Here is a 13,364-nt window from a genome sequence, read left to right as displayed (position 1 = left end):
GCGGCGCGGGGATCAGAAGGGCTTGGCCTCGACGATCTCGACGGTGAGCTTCTTGCCGTTGGGCGCCTCGTAAGTGGCGGTGTCGCCGGCGGACTTGCCCACGATGGCCTCGCCCAGGGGCGAGGTGGGGGAGTAGACGTCGAGGTCGACGCTGGAGTCCATGCTCAGCAGCTCGCGCGAGCCGAGCAGGAACGTCTCGGTGTCGGTGTCGCCCTCGAAGCGGATCGTGACCTTCATGCCCGCCTCGACGAGACCGTCGTCGGCCGGGACCTCGCCGACCTCGGCCCGGCGGAGCCGGTCCTCGAGCTGGCGGATCTGGGCGTCGGTCTTGCCCTGCTCCTCGCGAGCGGCGTGGTAGCCGCCGTTCTCCTTCAGGTCACCCTCTTCGCGCGCGTTGGCGATCTTCTGGGTGATGTCGGGCAGGACCTCGTTCTTGAGGCGGTTGAGCTCGGCGACGAGTCGGTCGTAGGCCTCCTGCGTGACCCAGATGGTCTCAGTCGACATGGCTGTTCTCCTCACTACGTACGACACCCCGGGACCTCCCGGGGTGAAACCTCGAGTCTACAGCATCAACGGGGTTCGCAGGAGTCCAAGACGGCGGTGACGGCCCGCCGTTCCGTGCGGATCTCCGCGACCACGCGGACCTGGGCGGCGTCCGAGGCGGGCACCTCGATCGTCTTCTCGCCGACGACGACCTTGTCCTGGCTCTGGGCGAACACGCGGCACGTCAGGGCCACGGGCTCGTCGCGGAAGATCTCCAGGTCGACTTTGGTGGTGCGAGCGTCGACGACCTCGTAGGAGTGGACGCGCGCCTGGTGGACGGGGACGTCGGTCCACGACGCCCACGCGGCCCACGCCACGCCGAGGGTGATGCCGACGGCGGCGACGACGGGCCACAGCCAGCGCGGAGTCGTGCGGCGGTGGCGTCCGTAGCGTGCGTCGAGGTCGGTCACGACATCCATTGTCTCAGGGGCGTGGAACACTAAGGGACGTGGTCGAGAACGCCGAAGCCGGCACCCTGCGTCTGATGCACGTGCACGCCCATCCCGACGACGAGTCGAGCAAGGGCGCCGCGTCCACCGCCAAGTACGTCGCCGAAGGGGTCGACGTCCATGTCGTCACCTGCACCGGTGGCGAGCGTGGATCGATCCTCAACCCGGCGTTCGAGCATCCGGGGATCCTGGAGAACCCCGAGCTCATCGCCGAGATCCGCCGCGAGGAGATGGACAAGGCCCGCGAGATCCTGGGCGTCACCCAGGACTGGCTCGGCTTCGTCGACTCCGGCTGGCCCGAGGGCAACCCCAAGCCGCCGCTGGAGGAGGGCTGCTTCGCGCTGGTGCCGATCGAGGAGGCCGCCGCGCCGCTCGTGCGCCTCATCCGCTCGTTCCGTCCCCACGTGCTCACCACGTACGACGAGAACGGCGGGTACCCGCACCCCGACCACATCAAGTGCCACGAGGTCAGCGTGTACGCGTTCGAGGCGGCCGCCGACCCGGAGCGCTACCCCGAGCTGGGCGAGCCGTGGCAGGTCAAGAAGCTCTACTACCACCACGGCTGGTCGCGGGCGCGGATCGAGGCGATCAACTCCGCGATGGAGCGTCACGGCCTCGAGTCGCCCTACAAGGACTGGCTGCAGGAGCGCGAGCTCGACCCCGAGCGCGAGAAGCGGATGACCACGCGCGTGCCCTGCGCCGAGTACTTCGACGTGCGCGATCGCGCGCTGATCGCTCACGCCACGCAGATCGACCCGAACGGGTTCTGGTTCGCGGTTCCGCGCGAGGTGCAGGCCGAGGCGTGGCCCACCGAGGACTACGAGCTGGTCACGTCGTTCGTCGACTCGCAGGTCCCCGAGGACGACCTCTTCGCCGGACTGCGCTGACTCCCGCTCAGCGACCCAGGGTGCGGCGCGCGAGGCCGCGCACGGGATCGAGCACCGTGCCGATGCGGGCGTGGGCCAGTGCGGCCCGCGCCGCGTTCATGCCCGGAGCGCCGTGCACCCCGCCGCCGGGGTGGGCCGACGCGGAGCCGAGGTAGAGACCGCCGATCGGCGTCTCGGCGCGGCCCAGGCCGGGGGTGGGCCGGAAGACCAGCTGCTGGTGCAGTTGCGCCGTGCCGCCGTTGATCGCCCCGCCGACGAGGTTCGCGTCGCGCGCCTCGAGCTCGCGCGGACCCAGCACGCGGCGCGTCATGATGCGCGACCCGAAGCCGGGCGCCAGCGCCTCGATCCGGGCCTGCATGCGGTCGGCGAACCGCTCGACGTCGTCGTGGTCCCACGTGCCGCGGATCGACCCGTCGCCCGCGTCGGCCACGGTCCTCTGGGGCACGTGCGTGTAGGCCCAGACCGACTCGGTGCCCGCCGGCGAGCGCGTGGGATCGGTCGTGGTCATCTGGCCGGCCAGCAGGAACGGGTGCGCCGGCACGCGCCCGGCGTGGACCTGCTGGAGCGCCTGGTTCATCTCGAAGCGCGAGTCGGCGACATGGAAGGTGCCCGGTGCGTAGAGAGGCGGCGTGGCCCAGGGGATCGGCCCGTCGAGGGCCCAGTCCACCTTGACCGTGCCGGGATCGAGCCGGAAGTCCTTGATCCGCCGATGCACGCGGGCCGGGACGTCCGACGGGTCGAGGAGGTCACCGTAGAGCTGCGTGACGATCACGTCCGCGATCACGGCGCGGGTCGCGGTGTGGTGCTCCCCATCGGCCGTGCGCACCCCGGTGGCCCGGCCGTCGGCGACGTCGATGTGGGCGACGCGGGTCGACGTCTCGATGCGTCCGCCCAGCGACTCGAGCCGGCGCGCCATCGCCTGCGTCAGCATCCCGGCGCCGCCCTCGGGGACGGGGAACCCTACGGTCTGGCCCAGCATCGTCATCATCAGGCCCATCAGCCCGGACCCGGGGGCGTCCAGCGGGATGTCGGCGTGTCCGGCGTTGCCGGCCAGCAGGAGCGCGGGGGAGGGGCCGCGGAAGCGGGTGTCGGCCAGGTCGATCACGGGGCTCAGCAGCGTCTTGACGAAGTCGATGCCACCGACCTTCGGGAGCTTCGCGAGGGCGCCGAGGCCTCCGCGCACCGGTGGGAAGGGAGTCAGCAGGGAGGTGATGAGCGCGTCGCCGATCGTGTCCCAGGCGGCGCAGAGCTCGAGCCACGCGTCGCCGTCGCCGGGTTGCTGCTCCTCCATGAGCGCTGCGGTGATCGAGCGGTCGCGGTGCAGCAGGGCCCAGCTGCCGTCGGTGGAGGGGTGACCCAGCACTGCGGGCGCGTGACGCCAGACGAGGCCGTGCTCCTCGAGGTGGAAGTTCTGGATGGTGCGCGACGCGGCCGCCAGCGGGTAGAAGGTGCTGAACGTGTCGTGCACGAACCCCGGATGGACGTCGTCGGCGCTTCGCACCGCGCCGCCGACCGTGTCCTGCTCCTCCAGCACCAGTACCGACCAGCCGGCGTCGATGAGGTGGTTGGCGGCGACCAGGCCGTTCGGCCCGGCGCCGATGACGATCGCGTCGTGGGTGCTCATCGGTGGTCCACCTTCTGCAGCGAGGACAGGACGTTGCCTGCGGTGGCCCGGACGGTGCGGTCGGCGTCGGTCGCCAGCCGGGCGAAGAGCGGACCGACGATCCGATCGTAGACGCGGGGTGTGGCGACGAAGCCGAGCCGCAGGACGTGGTTCAGCATCGGGACCTGCGTGTTGCGACGCGGGCGCTCGAGGCGTCGCACGATCACGCGGGCGACGGCGTCGGGCGACAGCACCGGAGGCGGCGGCGTGCCCGCGTTCCCCGTGTAGTTCGCGGCGTGGGGGTAGATCGGCGTGTCCACACCGCCGGGGGAGACGCACGAGACGCTGACGCCGACGTCGCGGTTCTCGACCTGCAGCTGGCGGCACAGGGCGCGAAGGGCCCACTTGCTCATGACGTAGGGGGTCATCGTGGGGACGGTGAGGTGCCCCACGACCGAGCTCACCACGACGATGGAGCCCGAGCCGCGGGCACCCATCGACGGCAGCACGTGGCGGACGACGTTCACGACGCCGAGCACGTTCGTGCGAAGAACCCCCTCGAAGATCTCCGGCGGGACCTCCTCGGTGCGGCCGTACGAGACGACACCCGCGCTGCAGACCACGTCGTCGATCCGTCCGTGCCGGGCCAGCGTCTCGCGCACGCACTCCGCGACAGCATCGTCGTCCCCGACGTCCGTCGGCGCGAGGTGCACCGAGGCGGCGCCCGCGGTCCGCGCCTCCTCGGCCGTCTGCTCCAGGGCCTCGACGCCGCGGGCCACGAGGGTCAGGTGATCGCCGCGCGCGGCCAAGCGGCGGACCACCGCGAGCCCGATGCTGCTCGACGCCCCGGTGACGAGGGAGACGCGAGGTGTCATGAAGTCGGCAGCTCGCGCCGCTCGGCGATGAACGCGAGGCGCCGCAGCGACTCGGAGTTGCGCCAGCGCAGTGACAGGCCGCGCACCGGCTGGGGGATCAGCGTGGCCGGACCGCTGACCGGCTCCTCCTCGATCGTGACGAGCGTGCCGGCGCCCTGGGGCGAGAGGGTGATGACCACCTCGGCCGCTCCGGCGGGCCAGCCGCGGGCGTGCAGCTTGATCCTGCGACCCGGGTCGGCCTCGATCACGCTGGTGCTGTCGTCGATGAGGGCCGGCCAGACGCCCACCGAGTGGTGCAGCTTCGCGCCGACCTGGGGCCAGTGGCTGTCGACGTCGCGCATGCGTGAGGCGCCGACGACCCAGAGCGGGTACAGCCAGCCGTCCGAGAGGACCTCCCAGACGCGCTCGGGCGTGGTCTCGACGAGTCGGGTGTTGGTACTCATGCCTCGCAGGTACCCACCGACGCGCGCCACACACCCCGCCGCGGTGGCCGCGTGGTTGCCGGAATCGCCTACGCTGCGTGGTGACAACAGTTTTCGACAGTGAGGATGCGAGCCCATGTGCTCTCCGGTCCCGTGCAGGCAGTGCGGCAAGACGACGTGGCGAGGATGCGGCGAGCACGTCGACCAGGTCCGTGCGGCGATCCCGGCCGACCAGTGGTGCGGTCACGAGCAGGACTAGGCTGATCCGGTGACCATGCTGGATCTCGCGGTGCTCGCCACCCAGGAGATCGACCCCAAGGGCAACCAGTCGATCGGCTGGCTGGCCGGCCTCTACACGCTCGGGCTGTTCATCGTGATCGGCCTGCTGCTGTGGTCGTTCACCAAGATGGCGCGGAAGGCGCGCGAGCCGTGGGAGGGCGAGGACACCGACGCCCGCCGGCCCGAGGACGATCCGCCGGCGCCGTGACCGACCTGCCCCGCCTCTGGCACGAGTTCGTCGAGGCGCACCCCGAGTTCGCCGACGAGCGCCCGGAGGTCGAGCCGTTCGGCGACACCCCCGAGATGGCCGACCGCCTCGGGCAGCTGGTGCTGGACGGAACGAAGCGCGCCACCGCGGGACCCGTCGAGGAGGGCGTGCCCCCGGACGGAGCGCACTGGGTGCTGCTCGACGGTCGCGGTGAGGCCGTGGCCGTCATCCGCACCACCGAGATCCGCATCGGCCGGCTCGACTCCGTGGACGATGCGTTCGCCTGGGACGAGGGCGAGGGCGACCGCACCCGCGACTGGTGGCTCGACGCCCACCGCGGCTACTTCCGTCGCCGCCTCCCGCACGTGACCGACTTCGACGCGCTGCCCACCGTCTTCGAGCGGTTCACCGTTGTCTGGCCGCCCGCGCTGGCTGACTGATCGGGGCGCCGTGACCGAGCTGACGACCGAGCGCCTGACACTGCGCCCGTGGACGCCCGCCGACCGCGAGCCGTTCGCCGAGCTCAACGCCGACCCCGAGGTCATGGAGCACTTCCCGTCCACGCTGGACCGCGCGGGCAGCGACGCCCTCGCCGACCGCATCGAGACCCGCATGGCGCACCAGGGCTGGGGCCTGTGGGTCGTGGAGGCGCCCGACCGCCGCTTCGCCGGGATCGCCGGGCTCAATCCAGTGCCGCCGGAGGTCCGTTCGCTGCTGCGCGGTACGCCCCCGGTCGAGGTCGGCTGGCGCTTCGCCCGCTGGGCCTGGGGCCACGGCTGGGCCACCGAGGCCGCCACCGCCGCCGCGCGCCACGGCTTCGACATGCTCGGTCTGGTGGAGATCGTGTCCTTCACCGCCACCGGCAACCTGCGCTCGCGCGCGGTCATGGAGCGCCTCGGCATGACCCGCGACGAGGCCGACGACTTCGACCACCCGGCGCTGCCTGTCGACAGCCACCTGCGTCGCCACGTGCTCTACCGCCTGCCCCGGTAGCCGCGGCGTGGCCAACCGGGTGGCCAACCGGCTCGTGCTGGCTGTTTTTCCACAGCGAGCCTGCACGTGGGTTGTCGTGGGACCGCGACGTCGGGAGGCTGTCGTCCGAGCGAGCGACTCCTACGCTCGCCGGTCGAATCGGGGGGATTCACATGCTTGGTAGCCGCGTGGGCAAGAGGGACACACGTTGTCAGGTCGGGCTGGTCGTCACCTTCGTCGCCGTGATGTTCTTGGGCCTTGTCAGCCCTTCGCCGGCCGGAGCGGCCGGTGCCTGCGGGGACCGCTCGCTGAACTCGATCAAGAGGTACTACCCCACGAAGGCAGGGAAGGTCCCGCTTCGCTGTGGCTTCCACAACCATGAGGAGAACAAGGGCTTCGGGGTGCGACACCTTGATGCTCGAGGACGATACAACGTCTGGTTTCAAGGCATGATCGGTGCGACGCTCGAAAGTCCAGCGTCGATCAAGCGCGAGGGGACGACGTTCATCTACCGCACGAAGTACTTCACCAACTGCGACCCGGTGTACCGGTTCAAGGTCGTCGTTCAGACGAAGAACATCGGCGGAACGAAACTCATGCGTGGTGTCATCACCGCCTACCAGGAGAAGAGGAAATGATGGCCAAGCGGGATCTCATCTCTGAGTTCAGGACACTGCGCGACCTGTTGGTCGGTGTGCAGCGCACGGATGACAACGGCCCGGTCCTCACGATCGAGGACGTGGTCGTCGTGTCCGAATCGGCCGACGTCATCGAGGGCCGCGTCCTCTTCACCGACTACCGCGCTGCCGGTCGTCCTGCGGGGACGTCCGACTTTCACTACGAGGTCAAGCAACTCGCGGTGGACGGGCCCGAGGATGCGGCGGACCTGCTGATCGTCAATCTCGAGGAAGAGGTCCTCGCCATCGACTGATGGGAGTCACGGCTTCGTGCCGAGCACAAGACTCGGCGACCGGCGGCGCGACCTCAGACCGCCATTACGTCGGCATGTGATCTGTCGCCCGCCCCGGTAGCGTGACGAAATGGCCAATCGACTCGCTCAGTCCCAGTCGCCGTACCTCCTGCAGCACGCGGACAACCCCGTCGACTGGTGGGAGTGGGGGCCGGAGGCGCTGGCGGAGGCCGAGCGCCTCGACCGGCCGATTCTGCTGAGCGTGGGCTACGCCGCCTGCCACTGGTGCCATCAGGGTAAGCGCCTCGTGGAATCTCCGGACGAAGTCGCGATTTTGCTTTGATTCCACGGTTTTTCTTGGGTGCCCAGTTTCGCACGATTTCGCCGAATATCGCCACTTTCGGGCCCTCGTGTATCACTTTCGTGTATCACTCGGCCGGCGAAGGCTTGGCTCTCCCCCACGTTGAGTAGCCATGTGCCTATCAAAGGAATCTACTCAACTTCTGCTGATGGGTCGGCCTCCCAGGCCGGAACCGAGGAGGTCGGCAAGCAAGTTCGCCCCCGTCACACTGATGCTGTTCGACGGAGCCAACGGCCTCGGGCGCGAGTACCGCCTTCGTGACGCTCGCGTGGCCAGATCGGGGGAGGCCGGAGGGCCACGGCGCCGGCGTCTGAACTGTCGAGGGACTTAACACGTTCTGGTGACGTGTTAAGGATTGCTGTACTTCTTAACACGTCGCGCGGACCTCGAACTGAGTCGATGGCTACCCGGACGGAAGGCCGGGGCGTCACGGTGGACCTCCAAGTGCGAAGGCCACGGCTTCCCGTGGCTTTGTCCGCTACCCGGTGGCGAGGAAAGGCCGGATCATTTCGGCTGCCTCGACGAGTCTGTAGCGCGTCGCAAGTTCGTCCAGAACCTCAGCGGGTTGGTAGGTCGGATTGCGGTAGCGCGCCGTCATGGTGATCAGTGAGGCGGTCGCGCGCGCTGGGGCGACCGAGACAGTGTTCGTGATGAACTCCGCAGCGGTTTGGACTTCGATGTGTTGCGGGAGCCGGTCGCCGGGGAAGTCCTTGAGATTGTCCGTGACGATGACGCCGGCGCCTCCGAGAACCGCCGCGGCTGCCACGTGCTCGTCGTCGGGGTCGGGCAGGCCGAACGTCCCTACAAGTGACTCCCATCCGGTGACGATGGCGTCATCGAACACGTCGCGCATACGGTCCATCAGGTCTTCCGTGCGCGCAACGGCGTCCTCAACCGTCGCACCGCGACTGACGAGCTTCAGTGCTTCATGTTCGTGCAGTTCGTCGAGGACGGCTTCACTCCACAGTGGTCGATACAGGCCGTCGGCGGCGAGCGAGAGCAGGAAGTCGCGTTGCAGGCTCGGCCAGAGTGCATTGGTGTCGAGGAAGGCCGAGAACATGAGCCGACCTTGTCAGTTGCTGGTCCGAGCCTGGCGACGGGCCGCGATCGCAGCGCGGACCCGATCGACCTGTTCCGCCGTCACCTCTGGCGCATCGTCGGGGGCGTAAATGTCCTCGACGGCCATCTCCATCAACAGCGCGTACTGGGCCTCGCGGCGTCGGGACTTGCAAGCGAGCACGTCATCAAGCTTGATCATCCGACGGCGAGTGCCGGGCGTCTCGGCGGGAAGCTCACCCGAGTCGATCAACTTGATCACCGTGGGCCGGCTGACCCCGAGCAGGTCGGCGGCCTGTTGCGTCGTGAGCAGCGTGTTCTGCGGAGCGATTGAGACAGCCTTGCCGAGGGCCATGGCTTCGACGACTTGCAGCAAGGCGCTGTAGACGGACTCGGGAAGTTCAACCTGATCGCCCTCGCCCGGGCCCGCCAAGAAGTAGCGGTCGGCTGGACGGCTGCCGCGGGCATCCTCGTGAGCCTTGATGAAGCTCAGGACCTCGGCGACCCTGTCCTCAGCGGTCGGCACGTAGGTCTGCTGATCGAGTGGCTGCGCGGACATGATGTCTCCTTCTTTCGAAGAAAGCGTAACAGGGTTTCGTTTCTTTCGAAAGCCCAGATTACGTCCAGTCGATGGTTCGGCTCTTCTATTCGATGTCCTCGACCAGCGCGGACAGTGCGTCGCTGTCGAGTCGCTGCTCCTTGTCGGCCACACCATCGACCAGACGAACGCCCTCTTCGGCGAGGAGATCGGACGGAACGCGTGTGTCGCTCGGATCGGACCACGCGAACCCAGCAGCGATGCGCCCATCGGAGGTCAGCACCCTCCACGCGTACGAGCACTGCTGGCAGCGTGTGATGTGAGTGCCAAGGGGTTGTGGGGCCGTCCCGACCGCATCGGCAAGGTCGCTGTATGAGGTCCACGTCCCGGCAGGCAGCGCCGCCAGGATCTCGTGGAGTCGCGACCAGTCGAAGCCGCTCGGTTGGTCGGCCTTGTCTCCGCGGTACTGGGCTCGGACATCAGCAAGCCTGCGTCCGTCGGCGAGGTACCAGAAGGTCCAGCCATTGGTGGGCTTGCCGCCCTTGGCGTAATGCCCCGCACTGGACGGCGTCGAGAAGTGCTTCCCGTCATGGCTGATCTGGCCGTCCGGGAGCACCGTTGCCTCCTTGCCTTCCCATTTGCCGGCACGAGAGGAGAGCACTGTGCCGGGGGCGAGGAGCCCGGCAGCAACGAGGTGCTTCACCTCAACCCATGCAATCTCCTTCGCGGGAGCGTCGCTGATGGCACCGAGGTGGCCATTCGGGACCGGCCACACCTCGAGGATGAGATCGGTCAGCGCCCCGGTGCGCGCGTCGATCGCCGTCTCGTCCCACGAATCGCTGTCCCGGAAGTTTCGGTTGAGGAGCATAACGTCATCCGCGATGATCCGTTCCCGCTTCACGTGCCAGGGTCCGTTCGAGACTTTGCTGTTAAGGCTCGTGGTCAAGAGCGTCAAGTTGCCCAGCCGGTGGACGTGCTCGCCTCGGGCCAGCTCGGCTTCCAGCCCATCAACATGCCAGTGGGACTCCCACTTCTGGGGGAGAACGTGCTCGATCGGGTACCCGAGCCGCGCGACCTGGGGATATCCATGACGTGCCCGCAGGTGATCTTCGATGGCCTCGAGATAGAACCGGATCCGGCCGCGGGAGTAGCGGCGGTAGGACTGTTCGGTGGCGAGATGGGTGCGGATCTCGTCGTCGCCTGGCCAATAGGTGGAGGCAACGTTGAGGCGGCCGAGATGGTGCTCCACGCTCTCGGCGAGGTTACCCGGTTCCGTCGTCCGATTGACCTTGATGATGTCGGCCACGATGCGCCCAAGGTCACCAGACGAGAGCCGAAGAATCTGTCGGCGCACGATCCACGACTCCAACATGGCGACCACACGGTCGGCGACGTCGGCCGGGATTGGGAGCGCCGGGTCGTAGAGCCAGATGATCGCTGGCTTGAGGAGCTCCACCCCTGCGGCGGTCATTCGGTAGAACGCCATCTCCGGCCGGGTGAGGATCCTGGAGCTATCGGCGGCGTGCTCTGTCCAGGTTCGGTAGAGATCGGCTTGGGCCTTGATGGCGAGCAGGAGATCGCCCATCTTCGTGTTCGACTCGTAATCGACGTACGTCTTGAACCGAATGAAGGTCTGTCTCGGGCTGACCTCGTCACCGAGACGGCTCGTGAGCCATTGGCTGAGGAACATCGAGCTGCGGCTCATGGTGTGGCGGCCGACGCTGACCTCCTGCTCCCAGAACTTCGATTCGAACGGCCAGTCCTCCGCGTAGGCCCTACGCGTGTCCACACCTTCCGCGTCGAGACGCTGAAAGACGAAGTTCTTGATGAGATCCGCGGCGGTCAGGGGCGTGCCGCGGGCGTTGAGCGTCTCGAAGATCTCCTGCGAGTTCTCCTGGGCCAACAGATCGATCACGACCAGCTGGAGACCCTGGCTCACGGCCTGCGTGAGGGCGTCAGCGCGGACACGCGCCTGTTCCCCCTTGCCGAGCCATTCGTCGACACGGGCGGCGAAGAAGGCGTGGGCGCGCGTGATCCGCGACCCGGCGTGCTTCAGCGTCTCGTGAACGACGGGCGCCTCGGCGTCCATCACCTCGCGGAAGGCCTCGCCGTCGAGGTTGGTGTGGGCGAGCTTGAGGCTCGCGTCGACGACCCCAGCGAATTCGGGGTTGTGGGTCAGCTTGCTGAACTGATCGGCGTGACCGTCCAGGCCTCGGGTCTCGAAGATCGTGGCCGTCGCGTCGATGAAGAGCTGCAGTGTCGTGAGCCGCTGCTGTCCATCGATGACGTTCTTCGAGGGCACCGTTCCCGTCTGGGCATCGAGGGCCTGGAGCACGACAGCGCCGAGGAAGTGTGTCGGTTGGGCGTACGGATCCCTGACACGAAGCTCCGCCAGCCGCGAGATGTCCTGCCACAAGGGCAGCCACTGCTCTGTCTCGTCCCACACGTAGGGCCGCTGAAACAGCGGCACCACAAGGTGCTGGGGGAGGTAGAACACGGCCTGCGGAGTGAGCACGTCGGTCTTCACGTTGGGCAGGCTAACGCTGGCCGCTGACGTATTCGATCTGCCGTGCCGATGGGTTCGGCTCGCCTGAGCGTGTCACGCGGGTCGGCGGCGTCGCTTCGGCTGCGGGAGGAGGTCGCTGACGTTCGACTGGCTCCTCTCTCGCTCGACGGCAGTCAGTGCGGCCTCGGCGAGCTTCAGCTGACGTTCCTCCCAGGCCATCAATTGGTCGAGGCGCCAGCGGTCAGGGTGCCGGACTACGGGCGGCGGGATCATCTCGCGGTCCTTGAGGTTCTGGTAGCCGCGGGTCTTGCCCCAGCCGTAGCGGCGCAGGACGTCACCGGCGGAGAGGAAGACGTGACGCGGGTCGTCGTCGGTCGTGGCCATGGCGATCAGTCCACCTTCCGGATCCGGGCGGCGGGCGCCGAGGCGAGCCGTTGGTGACGAATCCAGCGGCGCACGTCGCCAACGGTGGTGAAGAGCCGGCGACCGAGCTTGAAGAACTCCGGGCCGGTGCCGGTCTGGCGCCACCAGCGAAGCGTGTTCTCCGGCGTCTGCAGGATGTCTGCGACCTCATCGAGGGTCAGCAGGTCGTCGTCGTGCCGCTCGGGAAACGGTACGTCGGGGGAGGGGTGGTGTCTGGTCATGGGTGCCTCCTGGCGTCGATCGGCGATTGCCGACGATTGGACGGGTGAGGGGACACGTCGCACCGAGTGCTGGTGGCCTCTCGCCAGGAAGGTGCGCATCGGGTTCCAACTGTCGCGTTGACGCGGCCCGTCGGGCGGTCTCCGGCGGGCGTCCGAACGGCTCAGCGGGAGGTTCGCACGATCCGCGTGGCGAGGTCGACGAGGGTCTGCGCCCGACGGACGAGTAGTTCTCGAAGCGCCTTCTCTGCGGTTGCAGCTTCGGGTCGGGTCCCGAGCGCCGTCCGCAGTTCCTGGGCTGACTTCGCGTGGTCCTTGTCCTTGCTCGTGGCGCCCGTGAGCATGGTGATGATCGCGTCCTTGGCGCTGATGCCGGCGTGGATGGCGTCGCCAGCGGCCGGGGTGGCACGCTCGAGATCGAGGTTGTCCTGGGCGGAGGCGAGGTACTCCTGGGCTTTCGTCAGGTAGCGGCGCGCGTAGTTTGCGCTTTCGGCCGATGTCATGACGCCCCCCGGCGGTCGAGGCGCGGCGGCGAGCCGACCAACGGAAGTCCGTCACGCAGGATCTCCGCGACGACCGGCTCGCGATCCTTCGGTGCGCGGGTGAACTCCTCGTTCGTCAGGTGGAGGACGTCGCAGCTGTTGCCGATTCGTTCCTCAACGGCCTGCTGCAAGTCTGCGCGCCCGTCCCAGTTCTGCGGCGCGATCACCGCGAGGTCGATATCGCTGTCGGCGTGTGCCTCTCCTCGGGCGACAGATCCGAACGCGATCACGGCTTCGACGCCGGGGGCGGCATCGCGAACCACCCGGGTCAGCGCCTCGATCGGACTGGCCAGGGCTCGCAGTGGTGCGATCGACTCGTGTCGGTCGTTGATCCGGTGCACGCCGGCGCGCCCGATCGTTTCGGTCGTGATGACTCCTACCTGTTCAAGGTCTCGGAGCGCCTGCTGGACCGCGCCCAGACTGTGGCTTCCGACAAGGGCGTGGATGCGCCTGCCGGTCAATGGAGCGCCGGTCCGCAGCAGCGCGGCGAGGACGGCGCCGCGAGCTCCGGGCATCAGGCCGCCGAACGGCTCGCCGAAGTTCATATGAGCATTTTAGTGTTCATATGAACG

At 68.2% G+C, this 13,364-nt stretch carries 19 protein-coding genes and 1 pseudogene; 8 read left to right on the top strand and 12 right to left on the bottom strand.

The window, feature by feature from the left end:
- Positions 1 to 12: 12 nt before the first annotated feature.
- Positions 13 to 504 (bottom strand): transcription elongation factor GreA, encoded by a 492-nt coding sequence (gene greA, locus ACY1JX_RS06605; protein WP_286929375.1) that lies wholly within the window; start codon positions 502 to 504, stop codon positions 13 to 15.
- Between the two features lie 65 nt (positions 505 to 569).
- On the bottom strand, positions 570 to 953 hold the full coding sequence (locus ACY1JX_RS06600) for a DUF4307 domain-containing protein (protein ID WP_462565625.1): 384 nt from the start codon (positions 951 to 953) through the stop codon (positions 570 to 572).
- Between the two features lie 74 nt (positions 954 to 1,027).
- Here ACY1JX_RS06600 and mca point away from each other — a divergent pair, with 74 nt between their 5' ends.
- Complete coding sequence (gene mca, locus ACY1JX_RS06595; protein ID WP_462565877.1) at positions 1,028 to 1,879, top strand: mycothiol conjugate amidase Mca; 852 nt, start codon at positions 1,028 to 1,030, stop codon at positions 1,877 to 1,879.
- A 7-nt stretch (positions 1,880 to 1,886) separates the two neighbouring features.
- On the opposite strand, the gene ACY1JX_RS06590 is transcribed toward mca, so the two are convergent.
- From ACY1JX_RS06590 to ACY1JX_RS06580, 3 genes are read right to left on the bottom strand one after another with little or no spacing between them, the layout of a single operon-like run.
- On the bottom strand, positions 1,887 to 3,503 hold the full coding sequence (locus ACY1JX_RS06590) for a phytoene desaturase family protein (RefSeq protein ID WP_462565624.1): 1,617 nt from the start codon (positions 3,501 to 3,503) through the stop codon (positions 1,887 to 1,889).
- Positions 3,500 to 4,357 (bottom strand): SDR family NAD(P)-dependent oxidoreductase, encoded by an 858-nt coding sequence (locus ACY1JX_RS06585; RefSeq protein ID WP_462565623.1) that lies wholly within the window; start codon positions 4,355 to 4,357, stop codon positions 3,500 to 3,502. Before ACY1JX_RS06585 ends, ACY1JX_RS06590 begins: the two co-directional genes overlap by 4 nt.
- Positions 4,354 to 4,800, bottom strand: a complete 447-nt coding sequence (locus ACY1JX_RS06580; protein ID WP_286929378.1) for an SRPBCC family protein — start codon at positions 4,798 to 4,800, stop codon at positions 4,354 to 4,356. Before ACY1JX_RS06580 ends, ACY1JX_RS06585 begins: the two co-directional genes overlap by 4 nt.
- A gap of 115 nt (positions 4,801 to 4,915) precedes the next feature.
- Here ACY1JX_RS06580 and ACY1JX_RS06575 point away from each other — a divergent pair, with 115 nt between their 5' ends.
- From ACY1JX_RS06575 to ACY1JX_RS06545, 7 genes and pseudogenes are all read left to right on the top strand, one after another.
- Positions 4,916 to 5,038, top strand: a complete 123-nt coding sequence (locus ACY1JX_RS06575; RefSeq protein WP_269456870.1) for a hypothetical protein — start codon at positions 4,916 to 4,918, stop codon at positions 5,036 to 5,038.
- A gap of 9 nt (positions 5,039 to 5,047) precedes the next feature.
- A complete protein-coding gene (locus ACY1JX_RS06570; protein ID WP_181754847.1) occupies positions 5,048 to 5,266 on the top strand; it encodes a hypothetical protein in 219 nt (72 codons plus the stop codon).
- Complete coding sequence (locus ACY1JX_RS06565; RefSeq protein ID WP_462565622.1) at positions 5,263 to 5,706, top strand: ASCH domain-containing protein; 444 nt, start codon at positions 5,263 to 5,265, stop codon at positions 5,704 to 5,706. The genes ACY1JX_RS06570 and ACY1JX_RS06565 overlap by 4 nt, the downstream gene beginning before the upstream one ends.
- A gap of 10 nt (positions 5,707 to 5,716) precedes the next feature.
- Entirely contained in the window at positions 5,717 to 6,259 is a 543-nt protein-coding gene (locus tag ACY1JX_RS06560; RefSeq protein WP_462565621.1) for a GNAT family N-acetyltransferase, read from the top strand.
- A 167-nt stretch (positions 6,260 to 6,426) separates the two neighbouring features.
- Complete coding sequence (locus ACY1JX_RS06555) at positions 6,427 to 6,876, top strand: hypothetical protein (RefSeq protein ID WP_462565620.1); 450 nt, start codon at positions 6,427 to 6,429, stop codon at positions 6,874 to 6,876.
- Positions 6,873 to 7,169, top strand: a complete 297-nt coding sequence (locus ACY1JX_RS06550; protein ID WP_462565619.1) for a hypothetical protein — start codon at positions 6,873 to 6,875, stop codon at positions 7,167 to 7,169. Before ACY1JX_RS06555 ends, ACY1JX_RS06550 begins: the two co-directional genes overlap by 4 nt.
- A gap of 109 nt (positions 7,170 to 7,278) precedes the next feature.
- Positions 7,279 to 7,440 (top strand): annotated as a pseudogene (locus tag ACY1JX_RS06545) (DUF255 domain-containing protein); the annotation flags it as partial.
- Positions 7,441 to 7,987: 547 nt separating this feature from the next.
- Here the strand turns inward: ACY1JX_RS06545 and ACY1JX_RS06540 are convergent.
- The 7 genes from ACY1JX_RS06540 to ACY1JX_RS06510 all read right to left on the bottom strand — a co-directional run bounded on the left by ACY1JX_RS06540 (position 7,988) and on the right by ACY1JX_RS06510 (position 13,337).
- Positions 7,988 to 8,569, bottom strand: coding sequence for a PIN domain-containing protein (locus ACY1JX_RS06540; protein ID WP_462565618.1), 582 nt, complete (start codon positions 8,567 to 8,569; stop codon positions 7,988 to 7,990).
- A gap of 12 nt (positions 8,570 to 8,581) precedes the next feature.
- Positions 8,582 to 9,124 (bottom strand): helix-turn-helix domain-containing protein, encoded by a 543-nt coding sequence (locus tag ACY1JX_RS06535; RefSeq protein ID WP_462565617.1) that lies wholly within the window; start codon positions 9,122 to 9,124, stop codon positions 8,582 to 8,584.
- 85 nt (positions 9,125 to 9,209) lie between these two features.
- A complete protein-coding gene (locus ACY1JX_RS06530; RefSeq protein WP_462565616.1) occupies positions 9,210 to 11,630 on the bottom strand; it encodes a GmrSD restriction endonuclease domain-containing protein in 2,421 nt (806 codons plus the stop codon).
- Between the two features lie 72 nt (positions 11,631 to 11,702).
- Positions 11,703 to 11,993 carry a hypothetical protein gene (locus ACY1JX_RS06525; RefSeq protein WP_462565615.1) on the bottom strand — a complete coding sequence of 97 codons (291 nt, stop codon included), beginning with the start codon at positions 11,991 to 11,993 and terminating at the stop codon, positions 11,703 to 11,705.
- A gap of 5 nt (positions 11,994 to 11,998) precedes the next feature.
- Complete coding sequence (locus ACY1JX_RS06520; RefSeq protein ID WP_462565614.1) at positions 11,999 to 12,253, bottom strand: helix-turn-helix domain-containing protein; 255 nt, start codon at positions 12,251 to 12,253, stop codon at positions 11,999 to 12,001.
- A 161-nt stretch (positions 12,254 to 12,414) separates the two neighbouring features.
- Positions 12,415 to 12,753 carry a hypothetical protein gene (locus tag ACY1JX_RS06515; protein ID WP_462565613.1) on the bottom strand — a complete coding sequence of 113 codons (339 nt, stop codon included), beginning with the start codon at positions 12,751 to 12,753 and terminating at the stop codon, positions 12,415 to 12,417.
- The gene (locus ACY1JX_RS06510) at positions 12,750 to 13,337 is read right to left on the bottom strand and encodes a nucleotidyltransferase domain-containing protein (protein WP_462565612.1); all 588 of its coding nucleotides are present in this window, start codon (positions 13,335 to 13,337) and stop codon (positions 12,750 to 12,752) included. The genes ACY1JX_RS06515 and ACY1JX_RS06510 overlap by 4 nt, the downstream gene beginning before the upstream one ends.
- Positions 13,338 to 13,364: the final 27 nt, after the last annotated feature.

It is taken from the genome of Aeromicrobium sp. JP4 (genome assembly GCF_054957925.1).
This window is presented reverse-complemented; position numbering and strand designations above follow the sequence as displayed.

Bases quoted from the DNA above. Each gene is read 5' to 3' on its own strand.
- ACY1JX_RS06585 (WP_462565623.1), bottom strand. From the start codon at position 4,357: ATGACACCTCGCGTCTCCCTCGTCACCGGGGCGTCGAGCAGCATCGGG.
- ACY1JX_RS06575 (WP_269456870.1), top strand. From the start codon at position 4,916: ATGTGCTCTCCGGTCCCGTGCAGGCAGTGCGGCAAGACGACGTGGCGA.
- ACY1JX_RS06520 (WP_462565614.1), bottom strand. From the start codon at position 12,253: ATGACCAGACACCACCCCTCCCCCGACGTACCGTTTCCCGAGCGGCAC.
- greA (WP_286929375.1), bottom strand. From the start codon at position 504: ATGTCGACTGAGACCATCTGGGTCACGCAGGAGGCCTACGACCGACTC.
- ACY1JX_RS06590 (WP_462565624.1), bottom strand. From the start codon at position 3,503: ATGAGCACCCACGACGCGATCGTCATCGGCGCCGGGCCGAACGGCCTG.
- ACY1JX_RS06540 (WP_462565618.1), bottom strand. From the start codon at position 8,569: ATGTTCTCGGCCTTCCTCGACACCAATGCACTCTGGCCGAGCCTGCAA.
- ACY1JX_RS06550 (WP_462565619.1), top strand. From the start codon at position 6,873: ATGATGGCCAAGCGGGATCTCATCTCTGAGTTCAGGACACTGCGCGAC.
- ACY1JX_RS06510 (WP_462565612.1), bottom strand. From the start codon at position 13,337: ATGAACTTCGGCGAGCCGTTCGGCGGCCTGATGCCCGGAGCTCGCGGC.
- ACY1JX_RS06515 (WP_462565613.1), bottom strand. From the start codon at position 12,753: ATGACATCGGCCGAAAGCGCAAACTACGCGCGCCGCTACCTGACGAAA.
- mca (WP_462565877.1), top strand. From the start codon at position 1,028: ATGCACGTGCACGCCCATCCCGACGACGAGTCGAGCAAGGGCGCCGCG.
- ACY1JX_RS06525 (WP_462565615.1), bottom strand. From the start codon at position 11,993: ATGGCCACGACCGACGACGACCCGCGTCACGTCTTCCTCTCCGCCGGT.
- ACY1JX_RS06580 (WP_286929378.1), bottom strand. From the start codon at position 4,800: ATGAGTACCAACACCCGACTCGTCGAGACCACGCCCGAGCGCGTCTGG.
- ACY1JX_RS06535 (WP_462565617.1), bottom strand. From the start codon at position 9,124: ATGTCCGCGCAGCCACTCGATCAGCAGACCTACGTGCCGACCGCTGAG.